This is a genomic window from Streptomyces huasconensis, from assembly GCF_021028635.1.
GTDB lineage: Bacteria > Actinomycetota > Actinomycetes > Streptomycetales > Streptomycetaceae > Streptomyces > Streptomyces huasconensis.
In genome coordinates this window covers 6,928,980-6,949,225 of sequence record NZ_CP086119.1, presented here as the reverse complement: position 1 = coordinate 6,949,225, position 20,246 = coordinate 6,928,980, and the positions used below count along the sequence as shown (strand labels likewise).

Genomic DNA, 20,246 nt, shown 5'->3' with positions numbered 1-20,246 from the left:
GTCAACGGCCATTCAGGGGATCGGCCGTGTTCTCGTACTCCACTGCCACCACTCGGGCAGGCGCGGCCTCTACGCCGGCCACCTTGATCGGCAGGGCGAACAGCTGCACCACCGGCTGCGCCAGATCGTGCAGGTTGGTCACGTACTCCAGGATGGGGATGCCAGCGGCCAGCAGAGCGTGGTGCACCGGGGACTCCGCGTCGCCGGGGCGTTCGGTCAGGCAGTCGAAGCCGACGAGCACGGCTCCGTTGTCGATGGCCCACCGCGCGGCCGATGGAGTCATGTAGGGCGGACGGTCCCAGTAGTCCGCGGCGCCCCAGTTGTGGCGCAGGTAGTCGGTGCGGATGAGGAGGCGGTCGCCGGGCGACCACAGATCGCCCACGGCCTTGTCCAAGTCCTCGGCCGTCACCGGCTCCAGGTCCCCCTTGTGGGACAGATCCGCCACGCACGCCCGTCCGACGAGGGTTTCGAGCGGAACGTCCGCGATGCCCTCGGCCTCCGGGTAGAAGTGCTGCTTGTATTCGATGTGGGTGCCGTTGTGCGGAAAGATGTGCAGCGTCGAGAACGTGCGGTTCGTGCCGTACGGATCCGTCTGCGGCGTCATCGCCCGGTCGAAGGTAAAGCGCGGATACCAGTCAGCCGGATAGGAGGGCATGCCCTCATAGAATCCGTGAGTGAGGTCGACAATGCGCATTATTGTGCCGTTCTACTGGTTTTGGTCGACGTCGTAGAAGCCGATCCCGTCGAGATATCTGATCGTGTTCAGATCCCGTTGCAGGACGCCCTCGGAAGCGTGGTGCAGTGTGACGGTGAGCGGGTAGGTCAGGTCGTTCACGGTGGGCTGGACAGGGTTTCCCGGCGTGACGAATATCCGCAGTGACCGAAAACTCTGCAACGCCTCGATCTGCTCGATCCCCCGGTAGCCGAGAAGCTTCCCCTGGGTCGGCGAGGCCAATGCGGACCAGGCAAAATGGTGCTGGAGGCGGTATGGCGTACCACAGCGCTCATCGAAGCGTTCCGGGCGGACATAGCAGTCGACGGTCCAGTCGAGCTGTGATTCACCGATCGCCTCGGCCGCGAAATAGGGCAGCTCGCCCCCCGAGATCCGCGCACCCACCTCGACGACACAAGGACCGTCCGGGGTCATTTTGATCTCAAGGTGGGCCGGACCGTACCGGATGCCGAGCGCGTCCAGAACGTCGAAGGCATACGCCGTCATCCGGTCAAGACCGGGCGCGTCCTGATCAAGGAGAACGCTCTCCACCAGCAGGTCCGTGATGCCATTCACGGACAGCCGGCCTGATCCCCAGCAGTCGGTGACATGATGCCGTCCGGCGCGGCTCACCGTGTTGACGATGTACTCCGCACCCACGAGATACTCCTGCGCCACGACCCCGAGGTTCGGCAGCGAGAAGATGTTCTCCCGCCCCATGATCGCCGCGAAGGCCGCCGCGGACTGATCGGGGCCGTCGCAGAACGTGACACCATCGCCGGCGGCGCTGCGCAGCGGCTTGACGACGATCCGGCCGCCCACCTTCTCGTGCCAGGCCCGCAGTTCGGCCTCGTCGGTCGCGAGCATCTGGTGCGGTGCCCGCAGCCCGACGGACGCCACCCGCTCGATCATCTCGAACTTGTCCCGCCTTGTGGTGCTCAGCTTGGTGCCGTTGGTGTCCAGGCCCATCGACTCGCTGAGCTTGTCCGCCAGTTCAACACCGAGTTCGCTGCCGGTAAGAACGGCCACCGGTTCGTACGCGGACAACCGCCGAATGGTGTCCTCGATGTCGCCGTCGTGGATCACGTTCGCGACATAGCCGCTGAGATCCAGCGGGCCCCGGTACACGGCCGGGACCTCCGCCGTGCTCTGCACACGCACACAGGGGTACCCGGCCCGGAGGAACTCGGGCGGCAGCCCCCGCGCCGGCGCGTACGGATCGACCAGCACTACGTGCTTCATGCCACGTCTCCCAGCGGCTCGGCGCTGACCCGGAAATCGGCAGCGGCGGTTCGGATGGCTTCCTCGACCGTCCGGCTTGTGGCTCCCCGGAAGCGGAACCGGCCGCCGACATGCTCGTAATAGGCGTCGGCCAGGGGAAGTACTTCGCCGCGGCCCAACAGCGCCTCGGCGTACAGGCCTTGGACACGCCCGCGCAGTGGGGTGACCTCGGTGATACGGCAGGGCCGCCTTGCCGGCGAGGGCACCAGCAACCAGCCGGCGACCTCTTCGTTCGTCAGCCGCGGCGACTCGATGGGCTCACCCAATTGCAGCTTGAGCGCCGCCGCCATCAGGTCATACCCGTGGACCTCCCGCCACAGGAACGGTATTTCGCTGCCGCCCACCCGGGCGCCGACCTCCAGGAAGGTGCATTCGGGCTCCCCCGTGCCCTCCGGCCGCGCGACGAACAGTTCGAGATGGAACACCAATGGATCGGTGTCGAAGGCGCCGAGGAAGCGCTCAGCGGCGGCACCGACCGCCGACACGATCACCGGGTCGTCCTCCTCGACCGATCCCAGATAGGCGCCGGTTCGGAAGGAGAGGCAGTCGTTGACGTACCGCGAGGCGCGGTACGCCGCGAGGCGGCCGTCCAGGTAAACGCCGTCCACGTGGTAGATCAGGTGCGGGTTGTAGGCCTGGACAAGCATCGGCTGCCCGGTGAGGTCGACCCCGTCCACGTCGGCCGGGCCGCGCAGTCGCGTGACGCCGCTGCTCGAACTGCCGATGCGCGGCTTCACGATGACGGGCCAGCCGTGCTCCGCGGCGAAGGCGCGGACCTGGTCGGCGCCGTCGACCGCCGCGAAGGCGGGCACCGCGAGGCCGCGGGCCGCGACAGTCTCGGCCATCACGAGTTTGTCGAGGAAGGGCAACGCCTGTCCCGGCTGGGTTCCCGCACAGCCCCACTCAGCCCGGAGCGTTGCCGCCGTCAGCAGATCGTCTTCCTTCAGCGCGACGATCAGCCGCGGCGGCCCGTACTGGTCCGCGAGTACCGAGACGGCCTTGCGCACCGCGACGAGGTCATCAGTGTTCGCGACGATCTCCACGCCCGCGGCCGGCTCCGGGACCCCGGCGAGACCAACTTCGGTCGTGACGTAGGTGACGCGTTGGGCGGTGTGGTCGAGCACGGCCGCGTAGTCGACGTACTCCGCCCGCCACCGGTGAATGATCACCACATGGCGACGCTGAAGCAACCGATTCATCACTCATCCTTAAATGGTCGTCCCGGAAGGCCGGCAACTCTCCGCCGAGGGAGGCATGCACGCTGACATCACGCTGGCCGCACGCAGAAGCGGCACCAAACGTTGAAAGGTTCAATTACTCGGAATCTTCGAAGCCGCCTTACGGGGAGCTTCGCCCTCCCCGCTCCCCCGCCCCGGCCTCACTCCGACTCCGACCCGGCCGGGCAGCGAACCAGCCCGGCCACATGGTGTCCGTAAGGGGCAGCGCGCTCACCGGAATCGGCGGCGGCTAAGTCCACTCAACCCCGGACCGGGGAGCGGAAGCACCCAGAAAACCTGGCCAACACGAACGAACCACCATGACATCTCCCCCCGTTGGGCGCCTCAGGCACAACATCTGCACCCTGATCACCAAAACATCGGGAGCGTAAAGCACGAGAGATCACTCCGCCAGCCCTGTCTTCCCAACTCTCCGTTTCTCTCACCGGTTTGCCCAGTGAAGGTGCATTCGCGCCCTGACAGCGGAGAGTGACGGCGACTCCGAACTGCCCGCCGTTCTGCACAATTGGAATCAAGATCTCCGATTGCCCGGTCACCGCCTGCGGCTTCTCACCCGATCCACCGCGTGTCTTCTGATCACGACGCACGGCTGCCGCGAGGGAGGTTCCTGGCGTGGGCGAGATTTCGCGCGGATCAAGTGAGTATGTGCTGGTCAGCGCGGCCCACAGGTGGGTGAATCCCACAATTCGGAGTCGGCGTTGAGGCAACTGGAGGGCGTGGTGACGGGCGGATACACGCTGCGGCCGCCAGGGGAGGCAGGCCGCGTTCGCGTGTGCCTCCCGCGGGCAGGTGGACCAGGACTGGGCCCTCCGGCCGACGGAAACCCGTTACGCGCAGCTCTGTTCGCAGTGCATCTATCCGGCCGGCGGAAGCACGAATGAATCGTCGGTGAAGAACACATGGTGCGCCGTTTCGGCTATCTCTCAGAGAGGCCACGACAGCTCATGTGACACGACGGTCGACGCCGAAGGCACCCTGATACAGGGGACGGTGGCTGTTCGCGAGTGCAGCGACGGAGACGAGGACGGCCCCGGCGTGGCGAACACGATCACACCGACCTCTACGAACCTGCGGCAGCGGATGGAGAGGAGCCGCCTACTTCAAGTATTGGGAAGTAGCACAGGCGAGGTACGTCCCGTGCCCCGCCCTCCCCTTGAACACGCCCTGCTCGACCACTACTTCACCCCGGGACAGCACGGTCTCGACCCGCCCCCTGATGCGCCGTCCTTCGTACGCGGAGTAGTCGACGTTCATGTGGTGCGTAGCCGCCGAGATGGTCTGTTCCGCGGCAGGGTCGTAAATGACGACGTCGGCGTCCGCGCCCGGCGCGATGGTGCCCTTCCGCCCGTACAGGCCGAACATCCGGGCCGGGGTCGCGCAGGCGATCTCGATCCAGCGCCGACGGGTGATGTGGCCGTCGACGACGGCTTGGTGGAGGAGATCCATGCGGTTCTCCACTCCGGGCAGACCGTTGGGGATCTTCGAGAAGTCGCCGCGGCCCAGTTCTTTCTGGCCGGTGAAGCAGAAGGGGCAGTGGTCGGTGGAGACGACCTGGAGCTCGTTGGTGCGCAGACCTCGCCAGAGGGCGGCCTGGTGTTCCCTGGGGCGCAAGGGAGTCGAGCAGACGTACTTCGCGCCCTCGAAGTCCGGCTCGGCGAGGTTGTCGGTGGAGAGGAAGAGGTACTGGGGGCAGGTCTCGCCGAAGACGGGGAGGCCCTCGTGGCGGGCCGAAGCGATCTCGTCGAGTGCTTCCTCCGCCGACACGTGGACGACGTACACCGGCGCGCCTGCCACCTGCGCCAGCTTGATCACGCGGTGAGTGGCCTCCGCCTCCAGGAGGGCCTTGCGGACCTCTCCGTGGTAGCGGGGGTCCGTCTCACCGCGCGCCAGGGCCTGCTCGACGAGGACGTCGATGGCGAGGCCGTTCTCGGCGTGCATCATGATCAGCCCGCCGTTGGAGGCGGCTTTCTGCATCGCGCGCAGGATCTGGCCGTCGTCGCTGAAGAAGACCCCAGGGTAAGCGGTGAACAATTTGAACGAGGTGATTCCTTCGGCGACCAAGGCGTCCATCTCCTTGAGGGACGACTCGTTCACGTCCGACATGATCATGTGGAAGCCGTAGTCGACCGCGCACTTCCCGTCGGCCTTCGCGTACCAGGCGTCCAGGCCCGCGCGCAGACTCTTCCCCTGGGACTGGATCGCGAAGTCGATGATCGTGGTCGTACCGCCCCACGCCGCCGCCCGCGTGCCGGACTCGAAGGAGTCCGAGGCGAAGGTGCCGCCGAACGGCATCTCCATGTGCGTGTGCGCGTCCACGCCACCCGGGATGACGTACTTGCCCGTCGCTTCGATCGTGCGGTCCGCCGTCCAGCTCTGGGTGCCGGGGGCGGCCCAAGCCACCACACGGCTGTCCTCGATCAGGACGTCCGCGTGTGTCTCCTCCGCGGCAGTGATCACGAGACCGCCGATGATCTGGGTGCGTGTCATGACTGTGCTCCTCTTCGCTGCGACCCGCCTGTCGGCTCGCTCTCATACCCGGCATGCCAGGCACTCGGTCTCGAAGGTGTCGGCCGAGAAGGAGCCGCCGAACGGGCACTCCATGTGCGTATGGGCGTCCACCCCGGCCTTGATCACGTACCTGGCGGTGGCGTCGATGGTGTGCTCGACGGTCCACGCGTTCGCCGCAGCGGCGTTCCCGTTCGCGGTGGGCGCGGCGATCCCGCCGTCCCCGATCAGCACATCGGCGTGGATCTCCTCGGCGGCGGTGACGACGAGACCGCCGCGGATCAGGGTGCGGGTGCTCATGTGGTGCGCTCCCTCTTCTGCACGGGGGGGCGGTGTGGAACTAGGCGCTGCGCAGGGCCTGTTCGAGGATGGTGGCACCTTCCTCCGCCTCCGCGACGGTCAGCGACAGGGGCGGGGTGAGGCGCAGGACGCTGGTGCTGTGAGCGCCGCCCAGGCCGATGAGCAGGCCGCCCTCGCGGGCCGCTTCGAGCACGGCGGCGACCGCCCGCCGGTCGGGCTCGCCGGTGCCCGGCTCGACCAGTTCGATGCCGATCATCAGACCGCGCCCGCGCACCTCGCGTACGCCGGGCAGCTGGGCGCAGATCGCCCGCAGCCGCTCGATGAGCAGGCCCCCGACGCGCCGCGCGTTGCCCTGGAGGTCGTGCTCCAGGAGGTACGTGAGGTTGGCCAGGCCCGCCGCCATGGTGACCGGTGAACCGCCGAAGGTCGAAATGGATCTGGCGTCGAGGGAGTTCATCACCTCGGCACGGGCGACGACACCGCCGATCGACATGCCGTTGCCGATGCCCTTGGCGAAGGTCAGCATGTCCGGCGGGCCGCTGCGGGCGTGGGCCTGCCAGCCCCAGAAGTGCTCGCCGGTGCGGCCCCAGCCGGTCTGCACCTCGTCGGAGATCCACAGGATGCCGTGTTCCGCGAGGACCTCGCGGAAGGCGGCGTACAGCCCGTCGGGCGGCGAGGTGAAGCCGCCGACGCCCTGGATCGGCTCGGCGATCAGCGCCGCCACCTCCCCGCGGGCCTGCCCGAGCATGTCCCGCAGGTCGGCGACGCAGGCCGCGGTGAACTCGGCGTCGCTCAGCGAGGCGTACGGGCCGCGGCTGCGGACGCCCCCGTGCACGTACAGCGTCTGGAGCGGCGAGAGGCTGGTGGGCGACCACGACTGGTTGCCGGTGATGCCGACGGTGGTGAAGGAACGGCCGTGGTAGCTGTTGCGCATCGCCACGATCTGGTTGGCGCGGCGGTGCGCCGTGGCGAGCAGCAGCGCGGCGTCGTTGGCCTCCGTGCCGGAGGTGGTGAAGAAGACACGGGCGTCGGGGATGCCCGACAACGCCGCGACACGCTCGGCGAGTTCGACCATCGGGCGGTTGAGGTAGAGCGTCGAGGAGTGGATGATCCGGCCCGCCTGCTCGCTCACCGCCTTGGTGACCTCGGGCAGGGCGTGCGCGGTCATGGTGGTCAGGATGCCGCCGAAGAAGTCGAGGTACTTCCTGCCGTCGGCGCCCCAGACGTACCGGCCCTCGCCGTGCGTCAGCTCGATGGGCTGCTGGTAGTAGAGATTGAGCCACTCGGGCATGACCGCCCTGTGGCGGTCGTACAGGTCGGTCACGGCCGCACCAGCCCTTCGTAGGCGTCGGGGCGTCGGTCGCGGTAGAACGCCCACTGCTGACGTACTTCCTCGATGACCCCGAAGTCGAGGTCCCGGACGAGGAGTTCCTCCGTCTTGTCGCTCGCGGTCTCGCCCACGAACTGGCCGCGCGGGTCGACGAAGTACGACGTTCCGTAGAAGTCGTTGTCGCCGTACTCCTCCTGGCCGACGCGGTTGATCGCGGCGACGAAGTACTCGTTGGCGACGGCCGCGGCGGGCTGTTCCAGCTGCCAGAGGTGGGAGGAGAGGCCGCGGTGGGTGGCGGAGGGGTTGTAGACGACCTGCGCGCCGTTCAGGCCCAGTTGGCGCCAGCCCTCCGGGAAGTGGCGGTCGTAGCAGATGTATACGCCGACCTTGCCGACGGCGGTGTCGAAGACCGGCCAGCCCAGGTTTCCCGGCTTGAAGTAGTACTTCTCCCAGAAGCCCTTGACCTGCGGGATGTGGTGCTTGCGGTATTTGCCGAGGTAGCCGCCGTCGGCGTCGATCACGGCCGCGGTGTTGTAGTAGAAGCCGGACTGCTCGACCTCGAAGACCGGGACGACGATCACCATGCCGGTCTCGCGGGCGAGGGCCTGCATGCGCGTGACGGTGGGGCCGTCCGGCACGGGCTCGGCCCAGCGGTAGTGCTCGGGCTCCTGGACCTGGCAGAAGTAGGGGGCGTTGAAGACCTCTTGGAACCCGATGATCTTCGCGCCCCGGCGGGCCGCCTCGCGGGCGTGTTCCTCATGCTTGGCGATCATGGATTCGGTGTCGCCGGTCCAGGTCGCCTGGACCAGTGCGGCGCGTACGACGTTGGCCATGAGCTGCTCCTTCACTGCCCTGGGGAGGACAGCCCTTGAGGGGACGTTCGAGGGGACGCCAGAGAGCCTCTACGCCCGTAGACACGGTGCGTGGATTAGGAGAACGTAAGCCTGCGTCGAGGGGGTGAGCAAGACCATCGTCGGCAACCGGCGGAATCGATCTTGTTTCGTACCCGGGCGGACGAGGAGGGGGGCGGCCGGGGGCAGCCGTCGTCACGCGGTGAAGCCCGCCACGCGCAGGGCGTGCGCCACGTCCCAGCGGCGGTCCTCCGAGACCGCCCGGGCCGTCTCCAGGAGCAGCGGGATGAGGCGGCGCGGGTCGGTGTGCGCGCAGCGCGCCGCGTCCTCGGGGGTGCGGACGCGGAGGTAGGAGTCGAGGAGCGCGCGGGCCTCGCGCTCCCGGCCGGCGTCGATCAGCGCGAGGACCGCCTCGGCGATCTCCGGCGCCGGGCGCGCGACGCCCTGCCGCAGCAGCTTCCGGCAGTCGCCCGCGCGGCCCGCGCCCGCGAGCGCGTCCGCGAGGGCGACCAGGCGGTCGGGGGGCAGCGAGGCGGCCTCCCACAGGAGCGTGGCCCAGTCTGCGGCCAGGCCCGCGCGGTGCAGTTCCACGGCGAGCGGCGGGAGGTGGGGGGCGGGCCAGGCCGCGGCCTCCACGAGGACGGCGTGGGCCTCGCCGGTGCGGCCCTCGTGGCGGAGGTGGAGCAGGGTCTGGACGGTCTGGGTGGTGGGGGGTGCCTGGGTGGGGGCGGGTGCCTGGGTGGGGGCGGGGGCGGGTGCCTGTGTGGGTGCGGGTGTGGGTGCGTCGGTCTGCTCGTACGTGTCCGTGTCCGTGTCTGTGTCCGGCAGGCCTGCGTAGCGGGCTCCGCGGGGGCGGCGGGTTCTGGTCTGCTCCGGGACGCGGGGAGTGCGGGCGGGCGTGTCCTCGGTGGGGGGCGGGCCGAAGACGTGGAACTCGTCGGCGTCCAGGCGGGCCAGCCGCTCCTGGAGTTCCGCGCATCGGGCGGTCGCCCGCTCGTGGTCGTCGCGCACCCACGCGAGGTCGAGGTTGAGGCGGTCCGCCTCGTCGGGGGTGGTCGCCTCGGCCAGTTGGCGGCCCAGGTCCGCCTGCCGCTCCAGGGCGGCCCGCTGCTCCGCGACCATCAGGTCGAGCCGGTCCGCCAGCAGCTGGCGGGCGCCGGGGCGGGCGTCGTACGCGGTGAGGGACGCCCGGTGCAGCGTGCGGGCCCTGCGTGTCTCGCGCTCGGCTTCGGGGATGCCTCGGTCGGCCGCCAGGTCGTGGAGCAGGGCCTGCACCACGTCCCAGGGCGGGACCTCCACGCCGTCCAGGCAGGCGCGCATGCCGTCCGGGTCGCGTTGCCAGAACACGCCGCACCAGCCGGTCGCCTGGTCCAGGCGGTCCAGCAGTTCCCTCAAATACCTTGCGAACTCCCCTACTTGGTCCGGGAGTTGTCCCACTGTCATCCGACCAGCACCGCCCCGTGGAGACTGGAGTCTTCCGGTCCGGAAGATAACATCAGACGTGTTACTGGACGACTACACGCAGTTTTCCGGCGGGATTCGGGGGGCGTGCGTGAGGCGCCTGGGGTTCACGTGCGGGGCGGGGCCGCGGGGGCATGTCCGTGCTCGCCATCTTGGCCCGGGCCTGCGGTTGCTCATCGCCTCGGCATGACCACCACTGTGCTCCGCGCGCACATACCCCCACGCCCCCTCCGGTGCGTTCGCGGCTGCGGGCCGCCATCCACCCTAGGGCCGTCCCCCGGGCCGCCGGGTGCGGGGCGCCCCCGCCGCGCCTTCACCTAAACGCCTCGGCACTGGAGGCCGGACGGCGGGCTCCTCGCGCGTCCCCACGCAGACACCTCAACGCCAAGTCCCGGGCACCCCCACCCCGACACCTCACCCCGAGCTACTCCCGCCCGCCCCTACCCCCACGTCTCGACGCCGGGTTCCGGGCGGGTGAGTGGGAAGCTTCCGGCGCGGAGCGGCGGGGAAGGGGATACCGCTGGGTTTCGGCAGCCCCGTCCTCACACCGGCACCAGCTCACAGCGCAGCACGATCTCGTCCAGGGAAAGGTGCAGGACGGAAGCCAACGCCGCCACCGTGAAGAGCGCCGGCGTCGGCGCCCGCCCCGTCTCGATCTTCCGGAGGGTCTCCGCGGAGAGCCCCGCCTCCGCGGCCACCGACACCATGCTCCGCTCCCCCCGCGCTTCCCGCAGCAATTGCCCGAGCCGCTCGCCGCGCTCACGCTCTTCAGGGGTCAAGGGAGTACGAACCATGCGGCCATCGTACGACGCCCATTTAAATACCGGTATAGTAATGGGCATGGTGGAACTCAAGACAGACCGATCGATCGACGCGATGCGCGAGGCGGGCCGCGTCGTGGCCCAGGCGCTGACCGCCGCACGCGAGGCCGCGGACATCGGCGTATCGCTGCTCGACCTGGACGCGATCGCGCACGACGTGCTCCGCGAGGCCGGCGCCTCCTCCCCCTTCCTCGGCTACCGGCCGGACTTCGCCCCCGTCCCCTTCCCCGCGGTCCTGTGCACCTCGGTGAACGACGCGATCGTGCACGGCATCCCGACCGCCTACCGCCTGCGCGACGGCGATCTGGTCTCCATCGACTTCGGCGCCCAGCTCGGCGGCTGGGCCGGCGACTCGGCGGTCAGCTTCGTCGTCGGCACCCCGCGCCCCGAGGACGTACGCCTCATCGAGACAGCGGAGCACGCCCTGGCGGCGGGCATCGAGGCGGCGGTCGTCGGCAACCGCATCGGGGACATCGCCCACGCCGTCGGCACCGTATGCCGCAAGGCGGGGTACGGCATCCCCGAGGGCTTCGGCGGCCACGGCATCGGACGCCGCATGCACGAGGACCCCGGCGTGCCGAACGAGGGCCGTCCCGGCCGCGGCATGCCCCTGCGGCCGGGCATGGTGCTGGCCATCGAGCCGATGGTGATCGCGGGCGGCGGTGACGACTACCACCAGGCGCCGGACGGCTGGACACTGCGGACGAACGACGGGAGCCGCGCGGCCCACGCCGAGCACACCGTGGCGATCACCCCGGACGGCCCCAGGGTCCTGACGGCACTGTGACACCGCGGGGACATTCACCCTCGTAGATCATTCGTACGATGCGTCGGCGACACCAGAGATCATCGACTACGGACAGTTCGCCGAGCGGCTGAGGCGGCATCAGCAGGCGCGGCCGCGCTGGGAGTTGCTGGAGGCCGTCCAGCGCGAGTGAGGGTACGAGGACCCCGGCGTGTGTGTTCATGTCCGAGTACTACTACAGCCATGAGTGGGGCCATCTCGCCGCCGAGGCCGAAGAGCCCGCCCCCCGCGTCGTCGTCAGCGTCGGCGGCGCGTGGGTCGAGCAGAACCGTTCGTTGTCCGAGTTCTTGACGCAGCCGGCCTTCGAGCGGATGCCCGCGCACTACGGCTGGACGCTACGGGTCACTGGGGCTGCTCCCCTGGCAGGAGAGGGGCACCGACGCGTTCTCGTACGGCCCCCGGACGCGGTCATACGGCACGGGCGCGGGCACGGCGCCGACTTCAGGTCGTCATCAACGCCCGGACGCGCGACGCGCTCATCGCGGTCGCCGAGACCCTGGGCGTGGACTGGACCGGCGAGAAGGCGATCCGGCCGCCAAGTGAGGTGCCCCAGCACCTGGAGGACCTCGGGCCGGTCTCGTTGCCGGAGAGGAACGCCGAGCCGCGGGGGCGCTGGGCGGTCGTCTCCCGCCGCCCCGCCTCGCCGCCCGCCGTGCCCGGCGCCGCCGCCGCGCTCGGCCCCGGGCCCGGAGCCGTCGGGGCGGTCGCCGCCGAGCAGGACGCGACGGCCCTCGTGGCCGGCGACGCGGACGGCCACGTCCACGTCCTGGAGACCGACGACGAGCACCCCGAGACGTTCAGCCTGTCACTGCACCGCGCCCCCGTCACCGCGCTCACCTGCCTGAAGCTGCGCGGCGACAAGCGCCTCGTCCTCAGCGGCGACGAGCACGGCGTGATCCGCTACTGGAGCACCCGCCACAAGCCCCTTCGCCCGCCGCCGCACGCCCGTCGCGCGCTGACCACCGCCCAGCTGGAGACCGGGCCCGCGCTCGCCGCCGCGTGGGCCGACGGCCTGGTCCGTGTCTGGGACCTCGGCTCCGACGCGGTGGCCACGCTGCGCCTGGGCACCGGCAGCACACACCTCGGCCTCGACCCGGACGCCGACCTGCTCGTCACGGACGCGGACGGCACCTCCGTACTCCGGCTCGACCCCGCGAAACTCTGGCCGCACCGCGATCCCCGCCTGCGCCTGGACGGGGTCGACTGGGGCCCACTGTGGACCTCCCGCGGACCCGGCCACATGGTCCCCGACCTGATCGGCAAGGTCGCCTCGGACGACAAGAAGACCGCCATGGACGCGGTGCACGACCTGTACCGACCGGCTGCTCGTCTCCAAGGAGGCCTCCTCGGCGGCGGCGGTCCCGGCCATCCCGTTCCTGGTCGAACTGACGCGGGACCCGGACAACCTCTCGCGGAGCACGCTGCTGCTGCTCATCGCGGACCTCGCCGACGTCCGCGAGGCCCGCGGCGGACGCGGTGACGCCCAGCTCGCCGCCGTGCACGAGGCGCTGCCCGCCCTGCGCCACCTGCACGACGACCCGGAGCCACCCATCCGCTGTCCGCTGGGCCGCCAACGAACCGGAGCAGAACTGCGCGGCCTCCCCGCATAGAGGCCGCCCCTGCATAAAGGCCTGCCCGCATAGGGGCCTCACCTCAGCGAGGCCCCCAGGGCGCGGCGGCTCACTCGGCGGGACGCACCACCATCGCCGAGCCGCCGCCCCTGCGCTCCTTCTCCGCAGCAGCCAGCCACTTGCCGCCCGGCAGCCGCTGGACACCCGTCGCCGCGCCGATCTCCGGGTTCCGCTTGAAGGAGTGCCCGATCGACTCCAGGGAAGCCCGCAGCTCGCTGTCCCACAGACCCGGCTCCAGCTCGGTCTGCGCGGCGTTGCGCTGGCTCGCGCGCGGCGCGGCGATCGCGTCCACCAGCGGCAGGCCCCGGTCGACGAAGCCGGTGAGGGTCTGCAGGACGGTCGTGATGATGGTCGCGCCGCCCGGCGAGCCGAGCGCCACCACCGGCTTGCCGTGCTTCAGCACGATCGTGGGCGCGATCGAGGAGCGCGGGCGCTTGCCCGGGCCCGGCAGGTTCGGGTCGTGCACCGCCGGGTCGGCGGGTGCGAAGGAGAAGTCCGTCAGTTCGTTGTTGAGGAGGAAGCCCCGGCCGGGGACCGTGATGCCGCTGCCGCCCGTCGACTCGATGGTCAGGGTGTAGGCGACGACGTTGCCCCACTTGTCGGCGGCCGTGAGGTGCGTGGTGTTCTCGCCCTCGTACGTCGTCGGGGCCGCCTTGTCCCCCGAGGCGCACGGCCTGGGGTGGCGCGGGTCGCCGGGCGCGAGCGGGCTCTTGAGCACCGCGTCGTCCTTGATCAGGCACGCCCGCGTGTCCGCGAACCGCTGCGTGAGGAGTTCCTTCGCCGGTACGTCCTCGAAGGCGGGGTCGCCCACCCACCGGCCCCGGTCGGCGAACGCGATGCGGCTGGCCTCGATGTACCGGTGCAGGTACTTCTTCTTCGACGCCTTGGAGAGGTCGGTGCGCTCCAGGATGTTTAGCGCCTCGCCGACGGTGGTGCCGCCGGAGGACGAGGGAGCCATGGAGTAGACGTCGAGCCCGCGGTACGTCGTCTTCGTGGGCTTCTGCCGCTTGACGCCGTAGGCCGCGAGGTCCTTCAGGGAGAGGTCGCCGGGGCGGGCCACGCGGCCGGACGCCGGGTCGACGGGCGGCTTGTTGACGGTGCGTACGAAGTCCTTGGCGAGCTTCCCGTGGTAGAGCGCGCCCACGCCCTTGCGGGCCAGTTCCCCGTACGTACGGGCCAGGTCGGGGTTCTTGAACGTGGAGCCGACCACCGGGAGCTTCCCGCCGGGCAGGAACAGCTTCGCCGAGGCGGGGAAGTCCCTGAACCGCTGCTCGTTCGACGCGGTCTGGGCGCGGAAGGTCTCATCGACGGTGAAGCCGTGGCGCGCGAGGCGTTCGGCGGGCTTCAGGAGCGTGCCGAGCTTCTTGGTGCCCCAGGCGTCGAGCGCCGACTGCCAGGTGGCGGGGGTCCCCGGGGTGCCGACGCCGAGGCCGCTGGTGACCGCGTCCGCGAAGGGGATCGGCTTGCCGTTCTCCAGGAAGAGCCCGGCGTCCGCGGTGCGCGGGGCCGTCTCGCGGCCGTCGATCGTGCTGACCTTGCGGGACTTGGCGTCGTAGTGGACGAAGTATCCGCCGCCGCCGACACCGGCCGAGTACGGCTCGGTGACACCGAGGGCCGCGGCGGTGGCGACGGCCGCGTCCACGGCGTTGCCGCCCTTGCGGAGCACCTCGATGCCCGCGGCGGAGGCGTCCGGGTCGACGCTGGCGACCGCGCCGCCGTACCCGACGGCGACCGGCACCTTCTCCGGGGCCGGCGGGGTGTGTTCCGCCGAGCGCGTGGGCGCAGGGGGCGCGGCGGCACCGACCGACACCAATACCCCTCCGACCGCCCATAGCGTCAGATGACGTGTGACAGCGCGACGCATTCGTACCTCCAGTCAACAGCCGTCCGCGCAGCGTAACTTCGAGGGCCCCGCCACGTCAGGACCCCCTCGAACGTGTCTCCGAGGTGCCGCTAGCATGCGCCCCCATGACGGAAGACGTGCGCAACCTCGTCCTCGGCCTGATCGCGGTCGGCCTCGGCGCCCTCCTCGGCTGGCTCGTCCGCGGCCGGCTGGGCAAGCGCGGGCTCCGTCGCAAGCAGGCGTTCTTCGGGCTGCCGGACAACTCCGAGTCGTTGCTCGTGGTCAACCGCGACGCGGGCGGCGGCGAGCTGATGGTGGTGCACCCCGACGTGTCCGCGCTCCTGGAGCTGGCCGCGGTGATCAAGGAGTGCGGCGCGCACTCCCAGATCGTCGCGCACGACACGGCCCGGCAGGGCTTCGGCGACCGCACGGAGTTCTGCGTGGGCAGCCCGGTGGTGAACCGTCGCATGGCGGCGCACATGCACTCGCTCCTCCCGGGCGTGCGGGTGAACGCCGAGCCGGAGCCGGCACCCGACCGAGGCGCGTTCCAGATCGGCGCCGAGCGGTACCGCCTGGAGGCGGGGCTCACGGAGTACGTGATCCTCGCGCGGCTCACCGCCGGCCAGGGGCAGGAGGCACGGCCGGTCTTCCTCTTCTGCGGCCAGCGCGCGGTCACCAGCCAGGCGGCCGCCCGCTATCTCGCCCGCCACCACGAGAAGCTCGCGCGCAAGCACGGCAACGACTCCTTCGTGCTGCTGCTGAAGGTCGTCAACTCACAGGCGTACGGACCGGACGTCGTCGAACTCGTCGCGGACGTGACGCAGGCCGCCCGGACGCCGATACCCGCGCCCTCGTCGCGCGCCTCGCATCGCGCGAAGTGACCGCCCCCTCACGGTGTGCGCACTTCGCCGGGGCCTTCTGTGACCTAGCGGTCAATTTCCGGACAACAGGCAACCCGCCGGCCCCGTACGCCCTCTCTCCGGGCAGTCCACATTCGCACGGAGGTACGTTTCCTTGTCCCCGCAGAGCTCTTCGAGCCGCCGACGCCCCCTTCGCACCCGCCACGCGGCGACCGCGGGAGTCGCGGTCCTTGCCGCCGCCCTGAGCGCCTGCTCGGGCGGTGGCGACGCGGCCGACGGCAAGGCCGCCGCCGCCGAGAAGCCGAAGATCTCGGTGAACCTCACGGGGCGGCAGGCGAAGGCGGGCGAGCCGGTCACGGTGAAGCTGGCCGACGGCAAGCTGAAGCAAGTGACGGTCGCCGACGCCAAGGGCGCGCAGCTGCCCGGCAAGGTCTCGGCGAACGGCACCACCTGGACGTCGCGGCGCGTGGCGGCGCCCGGCACCGCGTACCGGGTCGAGGCCGTCAGCGAGCAGGGCGGCAGCGCGAAGGCGTCCTTCGAGACGGCCGCGCCCCAGCAGGTCAACAAGGTGACGCTCGCCCCGGGCAAGCACACCACTGTCGGCATCGCCCAGCCCCTGTCGATCACCTTCGACCACCCGGTGCGGAACAAGGCCGAGGTCGAGAAGCAGCTGAAGGTGACGACCTCGAACGGCACCACCGGCTCCTGGGGCTGGATCAAGAACTACGACGGCAAGGACCGCGTCGACTGGCGCCCCAAGGAGTACTGGAAGTCGGGCACCAAGGTGAAGCTGGACGCCCGGCTGAACGGCATCGACTCCGGTGGCGACGACTGGTTCGTGCGCGACTACGCGACGAACTTCACCGTCGGCAAGAGCCAGGTCGTGAAGGTGAACCTGGACAGCAAGACGACGACGCTGGTCCGGGACGGCAAGACGGTCAGGTCGCTGCCGATGTCGGCGGGCACCCCCGGCGGCGAGAAGGCCTCCTGGGGCGGCACCTCCGTCCTGATGTCGAAGGAGGGCACGATCAACATGCGCTCCGAGACCGTCGGCCTGTCGGGCAGCGACAGCTACAACAAGATGGTCCCCTACTCGATGCGCCTGACCTGGTCGGGTATGTACGCGCACGCGGCCCCGTGGAACGTCGCGTACTTCGGCAACACCAACCGCAGCTCCGGCTGCGTCGGCATGAGCACCGGCGACGCGGGCTGGCTCTACCGCGAGGCTCAGGTGGGCGACCCCTTCGAGGTCACCGGCAGCGGCTCGAAGGGCACGCCGGACCCGGGCAACGGCTACGGCGAGTGGAACCTCTCCTGGTCGCAGTGGCAGGCCAAGAGCGCGCTGAGCTGACGGTACGTCCGTCAACAATCGTTACCGGGGCGTAACTTACCGACGGGTTACCCCCGGTAAAGCTCGGCGGTTACCGTCGGGTCACTTTGCACCGCCCGAGTGAGGAGTGACCCGTGGGACTGCCGCACCATGCCTTGCGTACGACCGCCGTGGGGACCGTATCGGCGGCCCTCGTCGCCGGTACCGCCCTCGGCCTCGCCCCGGCGGCGCAGGCGGCGCCCGCCACCGCGCCCCCGACGGCGAGCGCCACCGACGTACGCTTCGTCGACATCCCCGGCGACGGCGGCACGGTGCTCAAGGCCAACGTCTTCACCCCCAAGGGCGCGCAGCCCGGGACGAGATACCCCTCGATCGTGCTGCCCACCAGCTGGGCCATGCCCCAGATCGAGTACGTCGCCCAGGCCCAGAAGCTCGCGAACTCCGGCTATGTCGTGGTGAGTTACAACTCACGCGGCTTCTGGCAGTCCGGCGGCGAGATCGAGACCGCGGGTCCCGAGGACATCGCCGACGCCTCCAAGGTCATCGACTGGACGCTGGCGAACACCCCGGCCGACCCGACGAAGGTCGGCATGGCGGGCGTCTCGTACGGCGCGGGCATCAGCCTGCTCGCGGCCGGGCACGACAAGCGGATCAAGGCGGTGGCCGCGATGAGCGGCTGGGCCAACCTGATCGACTCCATCTACAGCGGGCGCACGCAGCACGTCCAGGCCGCCGCCCTGCTCGGCGGCGCGGGGGCCCTGACCGGCCGCCCGAGCGCCGAACTCCAGCAGACGCTCAAGGACTTCCTCGCCTCCAACCTGGACAAGGAGGACGAGATGATCACCTGGGGCGCCAAGCGCTCCCCCGTCACCCACCTCGACAAGATCAACGCGAACGGCGCGGCCATCATGCTCGGCAACGCCTGGGGCGACACCCTCTTCCCGCCCAACCAGTACGCCGAGTTCTACGAGCGTCTGACCGGCCCCAAGCGCCTGGAGTTCCGCCCCGGCGACCACGCGACGGCCGAGGCGACCGGTCTGCTCGGGCTCCCCAACGACACCTGGACCTCCACCCAGCGCTGGTTCGACCACCACCTCAAGGGCGAGGCCAACGGCATCGACAAGGAGCAGCCGGTCCAGCTCAAGTCCCGCTCCACGGGCGGCTACGAGGGCTATCCGGACTGGAAGTCGGTCGGCCCCACCCGCAAGAAGATCGCCATGGCGGGGACCACCACGATCCGTACGAACGTCGACTCGGGCGCCAACGGCGGCATCGCGATCCTCTCCAACGCCCTGGAGCAGTTCCTGAAGATCCCGCCGACGGCCTCGGTGCCGCTGCTGCCGCGCCGCTACACGGGCGTGTGGCAGTCGGAGCGGTACGCGTCGGCCCAGCGGGTGCGCGGGACGGCGAAGCTGCACACCACGCTCACCAGCACCGAGGAGAGCGGCACCCTCGTCGCATACCTGTACGACGTGGGCCCGCTCGGCCTCGGCAAGCTGGTCAGCAACGCGCCGTACACCTTCCACGGCAAGACGCCCGGCAAGCCGTTCGGCGTGGACCTCGAACTGTTCTCCACGGCCTATGACGTACCGGCAGGCCACCGGCTCGCCCTGGTCGTCGACACGGTCGACCCGCTCTACATCGAGCACAACCCGTCCGGCGCGCAGCTGACCTTCTCCTCACCGCAGGCGGACCCGTCGTACGTGTCCGTCCCGCTGCGCGAGCAGTGATCTCCGGCTGCTGCCGGGTGGGCCTGCTTCCGCTGCTACCGGCCCGGCAGCAGCGTCCCTGGTTCGGCCGGCGCGACTTCCGCGGCCTCCGTCTTGGGATTGCGCCGCTGACGCTTGGACACCCACTGGGCGAACCACGACAGCAGCATGCACATCCCGATGTAGATCGGTGAGATCACCATGACCACGGGGATGAAGGGCAAATCGTAGTCGAGGTTCGACGCGATCAGCTTCCCGGCGTGGAGGAACTCCTCGTAGGTGATCAGGAAGCCCAGCGAGGTGTCCTTCAGGGCCACCACCAACTGGCTGATGATGGCGGGCAGCATGGCGCGCAGGGCCTGGGGCACGAGGACGTGGCTCATGACCTGGGTCTTGCGCATCCCGAGGGCGTACGCGGCCTCCTTCTGGCCGCGCTCCATGGAGTTGACGCCCGAGCGGAAGACCTCGGCGAGCACCGAGCCGTTGTAGAGCGTGAGTCCGGCGACGAGCGCCGGCAGCGGCTGCACCTTCAGCGCCACGAAGACGAAGAAGATCATCACCAGGACGGGCATGGCCCGGAAGAACTCCACCAGGAGCGTGGCCACCCAGCGCACCGGCCGGTGGTCCGAGAGCCGTCCCATGGCGAGCAGTCCGCCGAGCGCGAGCGCGAGGACGGCGGAGATCGCGAAGGCCTTGAGCGTGTTGCCGAGGCCGCGCAGGAGCAGTTCCTGGATGCCCTCGTACTCGAAGGGCGACCACTTGGTGGCGGTGAACTGTTCGGTGTCGAAGAGGAGGTAGAGAATCCAGGCGACGAGGGCGAGCACGGCCAGGGTGGAGAGCACCCCGTAGAGCTTGTGCCGCCGCACGGTCTTGGGCCCGGGGATGTCGTACAGGGCGGTGGAGTCGTGGGCGAGGACTTTCATCGGGCGACTCCCCAGCGCTGTTCGAGGATGTTGAAGATCGCGCTGATGGCGAGGGTGATGATCAGGTAGCCGAGGGCGATCCAGACGAACGTCCAGATGATGTTGTAGCCCAGTTCGTTGAGCGTCTTGTACGTGCCGAGCAGCTCGGTGACGCTGAACGCGCCCGCGATCGCGGAGTTCTTGGCGAGCGCGATGAGGTTGGAGCCGACCGGGGCGATGACGGACCGGAACGCCTGCGGCAGGATCACCATCGACAGGGTCTGCCCGAAGGACATGCCGAGGCTGCGGGCCGCCTCGCCCTGCCCCTTGGGCACGGTGTTGATGCCCGAGCGGAGCGCCTCGCAGATGAAGGCGGAGGTGTAGCAGCCGAGCGCGAGGACGGCGAACACCTTGAAGGGCAGGACGAGCCCGAAGCGCGGCAGGCCCAGCAGGACGGCGAAGAAGAGCAGGGTGAGCGGAGTGTTGCGCAGGACGGTCACCCACACCGTGCCGAAGGTCCGGAAGGAGCCGACGGGCGCGACCCGGAAGGAGGCCATGAGGAAGCCGAGCACGAGCGCGAGCAGCGAGGCGTAGACGGTGAGTTCGACGGTGCCGAGGAAGCCGTCGCCGAACGTGGAGAAGTTGTCGGTCAGTACGTTCATGACGC

16 protein-coding genes and 1 pseudogene are annotated in these 20,246 nt (G+C 69.9%); 5 read left to right on the top strand and 12 right to left on the bottom strand.

All coding sequences use genetic code 11. The annotated features are described in order from the left end of the window. Position 1: 1 nt before the first annotated feature. The 9 genes and pseudogenes from J2N69_RS31020 to J2N69_RS30980 form a co-directional block, all read right to left on the bottom strand. Positions 2-694 carry a cyclase family protein gene (locus J2N69_RS31020; protein ID WP_230903658.1) on the bottom strand — a complete coding sequence of 231 codons (693 nt, stop codon included), beginning with the start codon at positions 692-694 and terminating at the stop codon, positions 2-4. A gap of 12 nt (positions 695-706) precedes the next feature. After that, the gene (locus tag J2N69_RS31015; protein WP_230903657.1) at positions 707-1,954 is read right to left on the bottom strand and encodes an ATP-grasp domain-containing protein; all 1,248 of its coding nucleotides are present in this window, start codon (positions 1,952-1,954) and stop codon (positions 707-709) included. After that, entirely contained in the window at positions 1,951-3,183 is a 1,233-nt protein-coding gene (locus tag J2N69_RS31010) for an ATP-grasp domain-containing protein (RefSeq protein ID WP_230903656.1), read from the bottom strand. Before J2N69_RS31010 ends, J2N69_RS31015 begins: the two co-directional genes overlap by 4 nt. Before the next feature lie 1,143 nt (positions 3,184-4,326). After that, on the bottom strand, positions 4,327-5,718 hold the full coding sequence (gene hydA, locus J2N69_RS31005) for a dihydropyrimidinase (RefSeq protein WP_230903655.1): 1,392 nt from the start codon (positions 5,716-5,718) through the stop codon (positions 4,327-4,329). A gap of 66 nt (positions 5,719-5,784) precedes the next feature. After that, positions 5,785-6,036: pseudogene (locus tag J2N69_RS31000) on the bottom strand (dihydropyrimidinase); the annotation flags it as partial. A 40-nt stretch (positions 6,037-6,076) separates the two neighbouring features. Beyond that, the gene (locus J2N69_RS30995) at positions 6,077-7,360 is read right to left on the bottom strand and encodes an aspartate aminotransferase family protein (protein ID WP_230903654.1); all 1,284 of its coding nucleotides are present in this window, start codon (positions 7,358-7,360) and stop codon (positions 6,077-6,079) included. Continuing rightward, positions 7,357-8,199 (bottom strand): nitrilase-related carbon-nitrogen hydrolase, encoded by an 843-nt coding sequence (locus tag J2N69_RS30990; RefSeq protein WP_230903653.1) that lies wholly within the window; start codon positions 8,197-8,199, stop codon positions 7,357-7,359. The genes J2N69_RS30995 and J2N69_RS30990 overlap by 4 nt, the downstream gene beginning before the upstream one ends. 213 nt (positions 8,200-8,412) lie before the next feature. Continuing rightward, entirely contained in the window at positions 8,413-9,660 is a 1,248-nt protein-coding gene (locus J2N69_RS30985) for a hypothetical protein (RefSeq protein ID WP_230903652.1), read from the bottom strand. Between the two features lie 560 nt (positions 9,661-10,220). Next, positions 10,221-10,472, bottom strand: a complete 252-nt coding sequence (locus J2N69_RS30980; protein ID WP_230903651.1) for a helix-turn-helix domain-containing protein — start codon at positions 10,470-10,472, stop codon at positions 10,221-10,223. Between the two features lie 46 nt (positions 10,473-10,518). Here J2N69_RS30980 and map point away from each other — a divergent pair, with 46 nt between their 5' ends. Beyond that, positions 10,519-11,286, top strand: coding sequence for a type I methionyl aminopeptidase (gene map, locus J2N69_RS30975; RefSeq protein WP_230904945.1), 768 nt, complete (start codon positions 10,519-10,521; stop codon positions 11,284-11,286). Positions 11,287-11,806: 520 nt separating this feature from the next. Continuing rightward, positions 11,807-12,784, top strand: a complete 978-nt coding sequence (locus J2N69_RS30970) for a WD40 repeat domain-containing protein (RefSeq protein WP_230903650.1) — start codon at positions 11,807-11,809, stop codon at positions 12,782-12,784. A 200-nt stretch (positions 12,785-12,984) separates the two neighbouring features. Here the strand turns inward: J2N69_RS30970 and ggt are convergent, their stop codons facing one another. Then, positions 12,985-14,799 (bottom strand): gamma-glutamyltransferase, encoded by a 1,815-nt coding sequence (ggt, locus tag J2N69_RS30965; protein WP_230903649.1) that lies wholly within the window; start codon positions 14,797-14,799, stop codon positions 12,985-12,987. 104 nt (positions 14,800-14,903) lie between these two features. Here ggt and J2N69_RS30960 point away from each other — a divergent pair, with 104 nt between their 5' ends. From J2N69_RS30960 to J2N69_RS30950, 3 genes are all read left to right on the top strand, one after another. Then, positions 14,904-15,659: a hypothetical protein gene (locus J2N69_RS30960; protein WP_230903648.1), complete on the top strand. Its 756-nt coding sequence runs from the start codon at positions 14,904-14,906 to the stop codon at positions 15,657-15,659. Positions 15,660-15,792: 133 nt separating this feature from the next. Then, a complete protein-coding gene (locus J2N69_RS30955) occupies positions 15,793-16,989 on the top strand; it encodes a L,D-transpeptidase (RefSeq protein ID WP_230903647.1) in 1,197 nt (398 codons plus the stop codon). A 113-nt stretch (positions 16,990-17,102) separates the two neighbouring features. Then, positions 17,103-18,698: an alpha/beta fold hydrolase gene (locus J2N69_RS30950; RefSeq protein ID WP_230903646.1), complete on the top strand. Its 1,596-nt coding sequence runs from the start codon at positions 17,103-17,105 to the stop codon at positions 18,696-18,698. Between the two features lie 35 nt (positions 18,699-18,733). Here the strand turns inward: J2N69_RS30950 and J2N69_RS30945 are convergent, their stop codons facing one another. After that, the gene (locus tag J2N69_RS30945) at positions 18,734-19,600 is read right to left on the bottom strand and encodes an amino acid ABC transporter permease (protein ID WP_230903645.1); all 867 of its coding nucleotides are present in this window, start codon (positions 19,598-19,600) and stop codon (positions 18,734-18,736) included. Then, complete coding sequence (locus J2N69_RS30940; protein ID WP_230903644.1) at positions 19,597-20,241, bottom strand: amino acid ABC transporter permease; 645 nt, start codon at positions 20,239-20,241, stop codon at positions 19,597-19,599. Before J2N69_RS30940 ends, J2N69_RS30945 begins: the two co-directional genes overlap by 4 nt. Positions 20,242-20,246: the final 5 nt, after the last annotated feature.

Bases quoted from the DNA above. Each gene is read 5' to 3' on its own strand.
- J2N69_RS31020 (WP_230903658.1), bottom strand. From the start codon at position 694: ATGCGCATTGTCGACCTCACTCACGGATTCTATGAGGGCATGCCCTCC.
- J2N69_RS31015 (WP_230903657.1), bottom strand. From the start codon at position 1,954: ATGAAGCACGTAGTGCTGGTCGATCCGTACGCGCCGGCGCGGGGGCTG.
- hydA (WP_230903655.1), bottom strand. From the start codon at position 5,718: ATGACACGCACCCAGATCATCGGCGGTCTCGTGATCACTGCCGCGGAG.
- J2N69_RS30990 (WP_230903653.1), bottom strand. From the start codon at position 8,199: ATGGCCAACGTCGTACGCGCCGCACTGGTCCAGGCGACCTGGACCGGC.
- J2N69_RS30985 (WP_230903652.1), bottom strand. From the start codon at position 9,660: ATGACAGTGGGACAACTCCCGGACCAAGTAGGGGAGTTCGCAAGGTAT.
- J2N69_RS30980 (WP_230903651.1), bottom strand. From the start codon at position 10,472: ATGGTTCGTACTCCCTTGACCCCTGAAGAGCGTGAGCGCGGCGAGCGG.
- map (WP_230904945.1), top strand. From the start codon at position 10,519: ATGGTGGAACTCAAGACAGACCGATCGATCGACGCGATGCGCGAGGCG.
- ggt (WP_230903649.1), bottom strand. From the start codon at position 14,799: ATGCGTCGCGCTGTCACACGTCATCTGACGCTATGGGCGGTCGGAGGG.
- J2N69_RS30960 (WP_230903648.1), top strand. From the start codon at position 14,904: ATGACGGAAGACGTGCGCAACCTCGTCCTCGGCCTGATCGCGGTCGGC.
- J2N69_RS30945 (WP_230903645.1), bottom strand. From the start codon at position 19,600: ATGAAAGTCCTCGCCCACGACTCCACCGCCCTGTACGACATCCCCGGG.
- J2N69_RS30940 (WP_230903644.1), bottom strand. From the start codon at position 20,241: ATGAACGTACTGACCGACAACTTCTCCACGTTCGGCGACGGCTTCCTC.